Origin of the sequence: Mesotoga infera (assembly GCA_011045915.1) — a bacterium.
Lineage (GTDB): Bacteria > Thermotogota > Thermotogae > Petrotogales > Kosmotogaceae > Mesotoga > Mesotoga infera_D.
The window spans coordinates 1-10,745 of record DSBT01000097.1; the positions used below are offsets into that span (position 1 = coordinate 1).

The following is a 10,745-nucleotide window of genomic DNA, read 5'->3' on the forward strand; positions in this document are numbered from 1 at the left end:
AATGTTTTCGAAATGAACCTTCAAGTTTTCGAATCCCTGTTCAAGTGCCGACAAATCCTCTTCCCGGATATCCTTTTTTGAAGCTCCCCCGTTCAGCTTAAGAGCCCTGATCGATGCGACCAAGACAACAGCACTTGGGTTCAGCCCTCCGACAGGGCAGACGAAGTCGAGGAATTTCTGTGCTCCCAGGTCTGCCCCGAAGCCAGCCTCGGTAATCACATAATCGGAAAGCTTCAGTGCCATCTTTGTCGCAGTCAAGGTGTTTGTTCCGTGCGCAATGTTCGCAAAAGGTCCTCCGTGAACAAAGGCAGGAGTTCCTTCAATAGTCTGAACGAGATTTGGATCGAGGACATCTTTCAGAAGTGTGGCCATAGCCCCCTGAACGTTCAAATCGTTGACGGTTATGAACTCGCCATCATAGCTTCTCCCGACGATTATCTTTGCAAGGCGTTCCTTTAGATCGACAAGGTTTTTAGAAAGACATACTATCGCCATAATTTCGGAGGCGGCAGTTATTACGAAGGAGTCCTCCCTCGGATAGCCATTTGCCGACCCTCCGAGGCCAACGATTATCTGTCTGAGAGCCCTGTCATTCATATCCATGGTCCTCGGCCAGTATAACTGCGCCGGGTCAATTCGCAGTTCGTTGTCGAATTTTATGTGCGCATCGATGACTGCAGAAAGAAGATTGTGTGCCAACGAGATCGCGTGAAAATCGCCAGTGAAGTGTAAGTTTATCTCTTCCATTGGAAGCACCTGTGAGTAACCACCTCCGGCAGCCCCGCCCTTGATTCCCATGATCGGTCCGACGGACGGCTCCCTAAGGGTAACAAAGGATTTATTTCCTATAATGTTCAAGGCCATCGCCAGACCAACAGAAGTAGTCGTCTTCCCTTCACCGGCGCTAGTAGGGCTTATAGCTGTAACAAGAACCAGTTTTCCGTCCGGTCTGTCCTGCAGCTCACTCAGATACTGGTGTGAGATCTTTGCAACGTGCTTTCCATATCTTCTAAGATGTTTGTCGGGGATCGAGACGGATGAGGCAACTTCGTCTATTTCTTTCAATTCTGCTTTTTGTGCTATCTCCAGATCAGTCAGCATGTAAACATCCTCCTATAAATGCCTTTTCTCTGTTGATGCGCACTCTCGAGCAATTTTGTCGAGAACGCCATTTACGAATTTGCCGCCCTGTTCCGAACCATACTTCTTAGCGATGTCTATTGATTCGTTCAGTGTAACTTCGATCGGTATGTCTGGCTCATAAATTATCTCGTATGCTCCAAGCCTCAGGACGTTCTTGTCGGTTGAGGCAAGTCTCTCGAAAGTCCAATTAGTGAGGTGTTTTCTTATTATGTCGTCTATCTCATCACGATTCTTCAATATGGTGTCGAAATACTTTCGTGTTCTCAATTTCATCTCCATCTCCATCGAAAAGAAACTGAGCTCCTGTTCGAGGTAATTCGATGAAGACTCCAAATCTTCATTGAAGTCGAATTGATAGATCGCGCTGAAAACAATTTCTCTCATCCTTCGTCTGCTGTTGCTTGGACCTGCCTTCACCTCTTCAAACCTCTTTCTCTCTCTCTTCGTCTTCAACCTCTTCGACCATTTCCTCGGACTTGCTTTCTTCAAGCTCGGGCTTCACTTCGGAGTTCTCAAACTCCTCTTCCTCTTCGAACACGGCAGGTTTCTGAGCCTCTTCATATACGTCTTCGATCGTTATGGAAACATCTTCAACTTTTATGCCGCTGAAGCTCTCCACGTCGTTTTTCAATTTCTCCTGCATCTTCCTGGCATGAGAGGGTATCGAGACACCGTACTTGATCTTGGTATTTACAGTGATCTTGACTGTCTTGGTTCCATCGACCTTCTCATCGAGATCGATATCTACGGTCGACTTGGCCTCTTTACGCGCTTTTGCTTCCTTCGGATCGAATTTCAGGAATTCTATGTAGGAGTGAATAGCGATATCCCGGATTACAGCCTCCGAGATCTCGATTCTGCCGAGATCAGTCTCTTCAAAATCCATAATTCTCCCTCCTTTCTCCCTATGCTCTCTCGATATATTCGCCTGTTCTTGTGTCTACACGGATCAGCTCACCATTCTCTACGAAGAATGGAACCGTTACCTTCAATCCCGTTTCAAGAACGGCTGATTTGCCGCTTCCCGAAACCGTATCGCCCTTGTATGCGGGTGCAGTATCGGTCACCTCCAGGACCACTGTATTAGGAAGAACAACCCCAATAGGCCTCTCTTCGTGGAACTGAAGGTCGACTTCTTCATTCTCCTTTATGTAGTCCAGAGCATCTCCCATCTCGTCTACTCCAATTGTATACTGCTCGTATGTCTCAAGGTCCATGAAATGGAAGAGCTCATCTTCAGAGTAAAGATACTGGACATGCCTGAATGAAAGCGCCGCTTCTTCCACCTTCTCGCTTGCCTGAAACGTAAACTGCCTTACAAGGCCGGTCTTCAGGTTCTTCATCCTCGTCCTGATTATGCCATCGCCTCTTCCCATTGAATGCTTGTTTGCTTCGATAACAATGTAGATCTCGCCATCAATCATCAGGGGGTTTCCCTTTCTGATTTTTCCAACTTCTATCATCTAGAAGCCACCTCCGGATCGCTAAAGAATCTTCAACTCTCTATCTAGATTAGTTAGAACCTCAATCTCATTTTCACAAAAATAACAATCGTCTTCTATTCTAACCCCAAATTTGCCGGGAAGATAGATACCTGGTTCGATTGTGATGACCGCTCCTGCCGGGATCGGATCGTTGTTCTTCGGAGACAGACCCGGACCGTCGTGAGTATCCATTCCCAGACTATGGCCAAGACCGTGGCCAAAGAATTCACCGTAGCCTGCCTCTCCAATTATACTTGCTGCCACTTCGTGCAGGCGGCTTCCGACTACCCCTGCTTTTGCAGCGTTCTTGGCTTCAGTCTGCGCTTTGAGAACGGTTGCGTACACTCTTGCCATCTCTTCTGTCGGATCGCCAATACAGTATGTCCTGGTTATATCGGAATTGTAGCCGTTTACCCTCGCTCCGTAATCTATCAAGAGGAAATCGCCTTCCCGCAGTTTTCTTTCAGATGGTCTGCCATGAACGATCGCGCTTCTCGGCCCGCTGCCGACTATCGTTTCGAAAGCTAGATTGCCTCCCCGTTTTCTTATTTCGTATTCGAGCGACGCACAAATCTCTTCTTCAGACCTGCCCGGCTTCACGAAGTTAAGAGTCTCTGTGAGGGCATCTTCTGCGATCTTTACAGCAAGTTTGATCTTCGCCACTTCTTCCGGCGTTTTGACCATCCGCATATCCTTGAGAAGATCGTCGGCAGGTTTCAATTCAACTCCAAGCTGAGAAAAGACCCTGTTGTAGAAACCCACACTGATCGTTTCTTCTTCAAATCCTACTCGGCTTGCTCCGTCTCTAGCCAGAGTCGTTCTAATTATGTCCTTCAGTTCGTCGCCGTTCCTGTAAGGGATGAGTCTGAACTTCGTCTCCATCTCGGCCTGTGTAAAGTATCTCGAATCAGTTACTATGTACTCGTCCTTTGGGGTTACGATCAGAACTGAGAAGGAGCCCGAAAAGCCAGACAGATACCAGGAGCTGGAACGATTGCTTGCCTCCATGTTATAGAGTACAAACCCCTCAAGGTTGCATTCTTTAAGCTTCTCTCTGAATAGTTCGATCCTCGACATATCCACCTCCGGAATTCAGAATGATATTTGATACATCAGAATAGAGTGATCTGATTTCTGTTCATCTTTCCCTTTTTTGATTGCCTGATCTCCTTCAGATCGTCTGCTGTGAGAACCCTGACTGCCTTATCAAGCGCAGACTGCTTGGCGATCACCTTTAGTATTTCCTTTGCTCTCGATAGTACGGTCTCGGGAACTCCGGCAAGCTTTGCCACTTCTATTCCGTGCGAGCTGTTCGCTACGCCATCGATCACTTTGTGGAGAAAGACAATCCCGCTATCAGTCTCGATTATTCTTGCAGTCTTGTTCTTTATGCCCCTGTACATGTTGGAAAGCTCTGTCAGTTCGGTGAAATGAGTAGCAAATATCGTGTGGCATCCCACTGCCTCGTATATGAATTCCGAAACGGCCCACGCTATGGAAATACCGTCAAAGGTGCTTGTTCCCCTACCCACTTCATCAAGGATAACGAGACTGTCTTCGGTTGCCTTCGAGAGGATAGTAGCCGTCTCCATCATTTCCACCAGAAAGGTCGATTTGCCGCTAGCCAGTTCATCTCTGGCGCCGATTCTTGTGAAGACCCTATCGTAGATCGAAAGGAGGGCTTCATCTGCAGGCACAAAAGAACCGACCTGGGCCATGATCGAGAGCAAGGCGACCTGTCGAATGAAAGTCGACTTCCCGCTCATATTTGGCCCGGTCACTATGAAAAAGTTCTCACTTCTGCTAAGAGATACGTCGTTCGGAGTGAAATCCGAAACGAATCTCTCCACTATCGGATGTCTGGAATTTGAGATCCTCACCTTTCCGTCATCCGAAAAACGAGGCCGGGAGTAGTTGTATTTTCTCGCCACTGCTGCAAGCGACTGAAGAGAATCGATCTCCGAAAGGACCTTTGAAACAGCCTTAAGTCTCTGCAAAGAGTTCAGGAGCCGCGAGCAAACATCCAAGAAGAGTGCCCTTTCCAGTGTCTGAATCTTGTCGTTTGCGCTCAGGATTTTGTCTTCAAATTCTTTGAGTTCCTCCGTGATATATCGTTCCGAGTTGACAAGGGTCTGCTTTCTAGTGTAGTTCTGGGGCACCTTGTCCGTCTGACTCTTCGGGACTTCCAGGAAGTAGCCGAAGACTTTGTTGAACTTCACCTTCAAAGAACTTATCCCGGTAGACTTCTTTTCGGCTGCTTCGATCGCCTTCATCTTCTCGACGGAGTGATCGAGAAGGTCGCGAAGAGAATCCAGCTCATGATCGAACCCTTCCCTTATGACCTTTCCCTCGCCTACTGCGGCAGATGGCTCATCCATGATACTGCGCTGAAGAAGAGCGAGTTCTTCGGGAAAAAGCTCCAGCCGATCGCTCAACCTTTCAAAGGACGCTTCAGTTGAAATCAGCTCTTTGATCAGAGGAAGTGCCGCCAGAGAGGTTCTTAACGATAAGAGATCTCTGGGGGTAGTCTTGTCCGTTGAAAGCCGCGTTGTGATCCTTTCGATATCGAATACATTTTCAAAATACTCTCTCAGCTCATCGAGGAGGTGACGGTCAGAATAGAAAGTCTGAACCGCATCGAGCCTCTCCTCTATTTTCTCTCTGTCGGTCAGGGGCGAGAGTAGCCACTGTCTCAGCCTTCTCTTTCCCATTCCAGTAATCGTTGCGTCGAGGATCTCGAATAGAGAGCCCTTTCTCTCAAGACGAAAGAGATTGAGGTTTTCAATTGTAGAGGCGTCAAGCTGCATCGAATCGGATTTTCTGATAACTCTCGGAAGGGAAAGATGTTTCATAGGACCGAAATTGATCGTCTCCAAATACTTGAACAGCGCTCCGAGAACTTCAATCTCTTTGTTGTTCAGCTCTAGATGATCTATGGAGGCAATCGAATAGAACTCCTTCACGTAATTTATGCCCGATGAAAGAGCAAAATGCCAGTCTTCAACTATTTCAATCATCGCGAAAGTGATCTCGGAAATCTCCCGCTTCAGTGCCTTCAAGCTCTCCCGCAGAAGTATCTGTGAGGGCCCAGTTGCTGCGATGAAGTCTTTCATCGATTCGAGGTCATCGGCGGCAGAAAGGGCCACTTCGCCCGTTGAAACATCTGCCGTGGCCATTATGAAGAGTTCGTCCGCTTCTCCTACGGCGATGATGTAATTGTTCTCGGATTCAGGAAGCAACTCGTCTTCAACGATCGTTCCCGGAGTGACAACTCTTGTGACCTCTCGTTTCACAAGGCCCTTTGCGAATGCCGGATCTTCCGTCTGTTCGCAGATTGCAACTTTGTAACCTGCAGTCACCAGCTTTTTGAGATAGCCGTTTATCGAGTGGTAAGGCACGCCGGCCATCGGGACTCCGTTTCTCGAAGTGAGCACTATCTGCAGCTCTTTAGAAACCAGCTTCGCGTCGTCGAGGAAGGTCTCGTAGAAATCTCCCAGCCTGAAGAGAACCAGGCAGTCCTTGTAGCTGTTCTTGACTTCAAGGTACTGTTTCATCATCGGTGTCATTTCGGCCACGTCATTCACTCCGGATACATCAAAAGCCGGCGCTCAGCGCCGGCCAGTTATACTTCTCTCTTATTCCTTGCCTTTTTCTTTTGGCTTCTGTTCGATAACTTTATCTATCATCCCGTATTCGACTGCTTCAACAGAGCTCATAAAGAAGTCTCTGTCAGCGTCCTTTTCTATCTTCTTTATTGACTGACCAGTATGCTTGGCAAGGATCTTGTTCAGTTCGTCCCTCAGATAGAGAATCTCCTTGGCCCTGATTTCGATATCCTTGGCCACTCCCTCTGCTCCACCGAAGGGCTGATGAATCATTACCCTGGAGTTCGGAAGAGCAAACCTCTTTCCCTTTGTTCCACCGGCAAGAAGTATCGCGCCCATAGAGGCGGCCATGCCTATGCAGATTGTAGAGATGTCGGGCTTTATGTACTGCATTGTGTCATAAATCGCCAGACCGGAAGTGATCGAGCCGCCCGGGCTGTTGATATATAGGTTTATATCCTTCTCCGGGTCCTGGGACTCGAGAAAGAGCAGCTGTGCGACCACGATATTAGAGACTTCATCGTCGATTGGCCAGCCGAGAAAGACTATTCTTTCGGAAAGCAGTTTGGTGTAAATATCAAAAATCCTTTCTCCCCTTCCTCTGTCTTCCACTACGTAAGGGACGAAAGGTGCCATGTTTATGTCCATAAGACCTCCTAATTCGTGAAGAGTTTTTCTATGATTCTCTTTGGTGGAAGAAAGGATAAGATTATATGACCGCTGTCAGTTATCAGTACAGCCTTCGTCCTCTTTCCGAAAGTGAGGTTCACGATCTTTCCGGTCTCCATACCCAGCTGTTTGAGCCTTCGGATGGCCGAGCTTTCAATAGGAAGAACGGCCAGAACCCTATCCTTTAACACAAAGGACTCAAAACCAACGTTGACAGCGTGATCCACTTATACTTTCCCCCTTCCAATAACAATGTTATTATAACATAATGGAGATACGGCATGGAGATACGGCGGAGGTGTTCCAATGCTAGCTAACGATCAAGAAAGCCTCGTTGACACGGGGCGGATTTACGTCAAGGCGGGAGATGGAGGTAACGGTTCTGTCTCCTTCAGGAGAGAGAAGTATATACCATTTGGAGGCCCGGATGGTGGTGATGGTGGCAGAGGAGGCCACGTCTTTCTCAGATCAACCAATTCAATAAACACGCTCTATGAATTCAAACACAAGAGGAAATTCATCGCTCAAAGCGGGGAGAGCGGTCACGGTTCAAACATGGCCGGAAAAAAGGGAAAAGATCTGGTAATCAGAGTGCCCGTTGGGACGATTGCATATGACGCAGAGAGTGGAGAGATTATTGCAGACCTATGTAATCCCGGTCAAATAGTCGCTATTGCCAGAGGCGGAAAGGGAGGAAGAGGCAACGCGAGGTTCGTTTCTTCAACGAATCAGGCGCCCAAGGCCGCAGAAAATGGCGAACCCGGCGAGGAACTCTTCGTTCGACTTGAGCTGAAGATTCTAGCCGATGTCGCACTGGTCGGGTTTCCAAACGTCGGAAAATCGACGCTCATATCCGTTATATCTAATGCGAGACCGAAGATAGCAAATTATCACTTTACGACCCTCTCGCCCAATCTCGGAGTTGTTATGGCCAATTACGAGCAGGGATATATAGTGGCCGATGTGCCCGGGTTAATCAAAGGAGCACATGAGGGTATTGGACTAGGGCATAAATTCTTGAGGCACATCGAACGGTGTAAAACAATCGTTCATCTTCTGGACATCTCAGAGAGCGAGGAAAGAGATTTCATTCAGGATTACAAAGATATACGTTACGAACTGGAATTCTACAAGAGAGAGCTTGCAGATAAGCCCGAGATTATTGTCGCGAACAAGTGCGATCTCATTACAGAAGAAGAGAGGCGGAAGAGGCTCCAACTATTCAAAGAAAGCACCGGCAAAGAGATAATTCCTATTTCGGCGGCGACTCACGAGGGAATCCAGTCTTTGAAAGAGGCGATCTGGAAGTATATCGAAAGAGATCCCTCGTACTTCTCATACATGAAGGCCGATGAGGAGAGCCCTCTGCCTCAGGTCGAACCCGTCGTCCTAACGGCACCCTACCCCGAGGATTTCAGAGTGGAGAAGGACTCTGGCGGAAGGTATGTGGTTCTGGGACCGGCCGTTGATTTCTACGTGAGAAAGATCAGGGCGTTCAAGTACAGAGACCGTTTCATAATGGATAAGCTGGAGAAGGGCGGTCTTTCTTCGAAGCTTAGAAATGCCGGCATAATGGAAGGAGACACTGTAGTAATAGATGACAGAGAGTATGTGTACAAAGAGTAGAATCGGAATCTTTGGCGGTTCCTTCGATCCCGTACATACGGGCCATCTTGTCGTAGCAATACGGGCGATCGAACAGCTGGAACTGGAAAGACTTTACGTTATTCCTGCGTACATGCCCCCTCACAAGGTCTCCAGTACGACCTCTCCATTTGAGACTAGAATGAGGTGGCTCAAAATTGTTTTCGACGGAATTGATGAAGCTTACGTGTCTGACTATGAAAGGGAAAGAGGGGGGATCTCCTATTCTCTCTTCACGGTTAGGCACTTCTCGAAACTTCACAGTTGCAGACCCTTTCTAATCGTTGGCGAAGACAGCTTCGTCTCCCTTGACACCTGGTTTGAATATGAGACTCTTCTTGATGAAGCTACGATCGCGGTGTATCCAAGAAACATTACCGAGAGAGACCATTCCTTCGACGAGCAGGTAATCTGGCTTGACGCACCGCGATTCGATATTTCTTCGACTGAAATCCGCAAGAGAATCAAGGAAGGGAAATCGGTTGTCGGGCTGGTCCCTGATTCAATACTCTGTGAGGTCGAATCTTTCTATGGATAAGCAGATTGGGCTGTCGCCGATGGCCGGTTACACGGACGCGACAATGAGGGAGCTTTCTCTCTCATGGGGGGCCGATTTCGTTTTCAGCGAAATGATTAGCGCCGAGGGGGCGTTGAGGTCTTCGGGAAAGACAGATGAGCTTGTCCCGTCAACTCCGACCAGGATTCAGCTTTTCGGTTCGAACGTATCTAGGATGGCAAAAGCCGCGGCGAAACTCTCGATAGTTGCGACTTGGATTGACATAAACGCTGGTTGTCCCGTAAGGAAAGTAACTAGAAGAGGCGCTGGAAGCGCCTTGCTAAAGACCCCGGAAAAAATTGCGGAAATGATCATCGCTCTGAAAAATACCGTTGAAGTGCCAATTTCAGTGAAGATCAGACTGGGCTTTGACTGTATCGAGACTGAAGAAATTATCTATCCGATTTTGAAGGCAAAGCCGGAGGCTGTCTTTGTGCACGGCAGGACGGTCGCACAAGCGTATTCGGGATCTGCGAACTGGGAGGAGATCGACAGGATAGCCCGTTTGCTTCACGAGGAAGGCATACTATCTTACGGTTCGGGAGACATGTTCAGCCCGGAGGCGATCGTGAACGCGTTGAGATGCTACTCCGTAGATGGCGTAGTGGTCGCCAGGGGCGCCATCGGCAATCCCTGGATTTTCAGACAGAGTAAGGATCTTATGCAGAAGGGCTTCTACGATGACCCTGACCTACCGGAGAGACTCGGTCATTTTTCGACGCATCTTGAGCTCCTTGGAAAGAGGGTTGGTGAAGAGCAGGCGGTTAGGGAGCTTCGAAAGTCCTTTGCCGGGTACACAAGAAATATCAGGAATGCCTCGGATCTGAGAAAGGAATACATGAAATGCGATTCGCTTGAAGAAGTCTGGGAACTGTTCAGATGTTTTCTACCGGATTCCCAGGTATTCAAATGATACGCCTTACATTTTCTTAACTTGCCGGGCGGGTTGCAACTATTTCGATATAATGAAGTGTTATCATTATTGTATACATTATATTAGGGGGTACAGGTTATGAAAAAAGCTTCTATACTGGTGCTACTGGTGTTTTTCTCCATAACTCTTCAGGCTGTTGAATACGCTGTAAAGGTCACCAGGAATGGCGAGGCCCTTCCCGAGGAGTTCTGGATATCTTCAGATGAGCTTGATCAGGCTTTCGATGCGACGGTTTCAGACGCTTCGAGTCAGGGAATCGCGTTCGACCAGTACTTCACAAACATGAATACTCCAAGCGTGCATAACCTTAAACTGATACTTATCACTTACATGGCGGACGAAAAACTTATTGAATACTACGCTTTCGAGAACAACCTACTTCCTTTTGAGGACGAAGTCGCCAGCGAGACAGCAGCCATGCTTTCGATGTATAGTGCAGACCTATACACAGTCGGGCAGATCGAAGCGGAATACGGTTCAATAGACATCTTTGCCGAAGAAATTAAAGAATATGTCACATATTCGCTCAAGATGAATCGCTTTCTCGAAAAAGCAATTCCTGCAGATGCGGAATTGCTTTTGACTTACCGTAATGCATCATAATTAAATCTACTCAAGAGAGAGTTAATGCATCAAAATAGAATCTATTCAAAATCGAATTGAAGGAGATTAAGAACACCTCCCTTTGAGTTAGATTTAGACTTCATTAT

General features: G+C 47.7%; 12 protein-coding genes. 4 read left to right on the forward strand and 8 right to left on the reverse strand.

Translation table 11 applies throughout. The features are described 5' to 3' along the window. The 8 genes from ENN47_03205 to ENN47_03240 form a co-directional block, all read right to left on the reverse strand. The coding region (locus ENN47_03205) for a formate--tetrahydrofolate ligase (GenBank protein ID HDP77190.1) at positions 1-1,101 on the reverse strand (1,101 nt) is incomplete at its 3' end. 12 nt (positions 1,102-1,113) lie between these two features. Further along, the gene (gene nusB, locus ENN47_03210; GenBank protein HDP77191.1) at positions 1,114-1,560 is read right to left on the reverse strand and encodes a transcription antitermination factor NusB; all 447 of its coding nucleotides are present in this window, start codon (positions 1,558-1,560) and stop codon (positions 1,114-1,116) included. Positions 1,561-1,564: 4 nt separating this feature from the next. Then, the gene (locus ENN47_03215) at positions 1,565-2,029 is read right to left on the reverse strand and encodes an Asp23/Gls24 family envelope stress response protein (GenBank protein ID HDP77192.1); all 465 of its coding nucleotides are present in this window, start codon (positions 2,027-2,029) and stop codon (positions 1,565-1,567) included. Between the two features lie 19 nt (positions 2,030-2,048). Next, on the reverse strand, positions 2,049-2,606 hold the full coding sequence (gene efp, locus ENN47_03220) for an elongation factor P (protein ID HDP77193.1): 558 nt from the start codon (positions 2,604-2,606) through the stop codon (positions 2,049-2,051). Positions 2,607-2,627: 21 nt separating this feature from the next. Beyond that, positions 2,628-3,704, reverse strand: coding sequence for an aminopeptidase P family protein (locus ENN47_03225; GenBank protein HDP77194.1), 1,077 nt, complete (start codon positions 3,702-3,704; stop codon positions 2,628-2,630). 35 nt (positions 3,705-3,739) lie between these two features. After that, a complete protein-coding gene (gene mutS / locus ENN47_03230) occupies positions 3,740-6,193 on the reverse strand; it encodes a DNA mismatch repair protein MutS (GenBank protein HDP77195.1) in 2,454 nt (817 codons plus the stop codon). A 69-nt stretch (positions 6,194-6,262) separates the two neighbouring features. After that, positions 6,263-6,880, reverse strand: a complete 618-nt coding sequence (gene clpP / locus ENN47_03235; GenBank protein ID HDP77196.1) for an ATP-dependent Clp endopeptidase proteolytic subunit ClpP — start codon at positions 6,878-6,880, stop codon at positions 6,263-6,265. A gap of 8 nt (positions 6,881-6,888) precedes the next feature. Continuing rightward, a complete protein-coding gene (locus ENN47_03240; GenBank protein ID HDP77197.1) occupies positions 6,889-7,128 on the reverse strand; it encodes a DUF370 domain-containing protein in 240 nt (79 codons plus the stop codon). A gap of 79 nt (positions 7,129-7,207) precedes the next feature. Here ENN47_03240 and obgE point away from each other — a divergent pair, with 79 nt between their 5' ends. The 4 genes from obgE (at position 7,208) to ENN47_03260 (ending at position 10,638) form a co-directional block, all read left to right on the forward strand. Next, positions 7,208-8,527, forward strand: a complete 1,320-nt coding sequence (gene obgE, locus ENN47_03245) for a GTPase ObgE (protein HDP77198.1) — start codon at positions 7,208-7,210, stop codon at positions 8,525-8,527. Beyond that, on the forward strand, positions 8,499-9,083 hold the full coding sequence (gene nadD / locus ENN47_03250) for a nicotinate (nicotinamide) nucleotide adenylyltransferase (GenBank protein HDP77199.1): 585 nt from the start codon (positions 8,499-8,501) through the stop codon (positions 9,081-9,083). Before obgE ends, nadD begins: the two co-directional genes overlap by 29 nt. Next, positions 9,076-10,014: a dihydrouridine synthase gene (locus ENN47_03255; GenBank protein HDP77200.1), complete on the forward strand. Its 939-nt coding sequence runs from the start codon at positions 9,076-9,078 to the stop codon at positions 10,012-10,014. Before nadD ends, ENN47_03255 begins: the two co-directional genes overlap by 8 nt. Positions 10,015-10,113: 99 nt before the next feature. Further along, positions 10,114-10,638 (forward strand): hypothetical protein, encoded by a 525-nt coding sequence (locus tag ENN47_03260; protein ID HDP77201.1) that lies wholly within the window; start codon positions 10,114-10,116, stop codon positions 10,636-10,638. Positions 10,639-10,745: the final 107 nt, after the last annotated feature.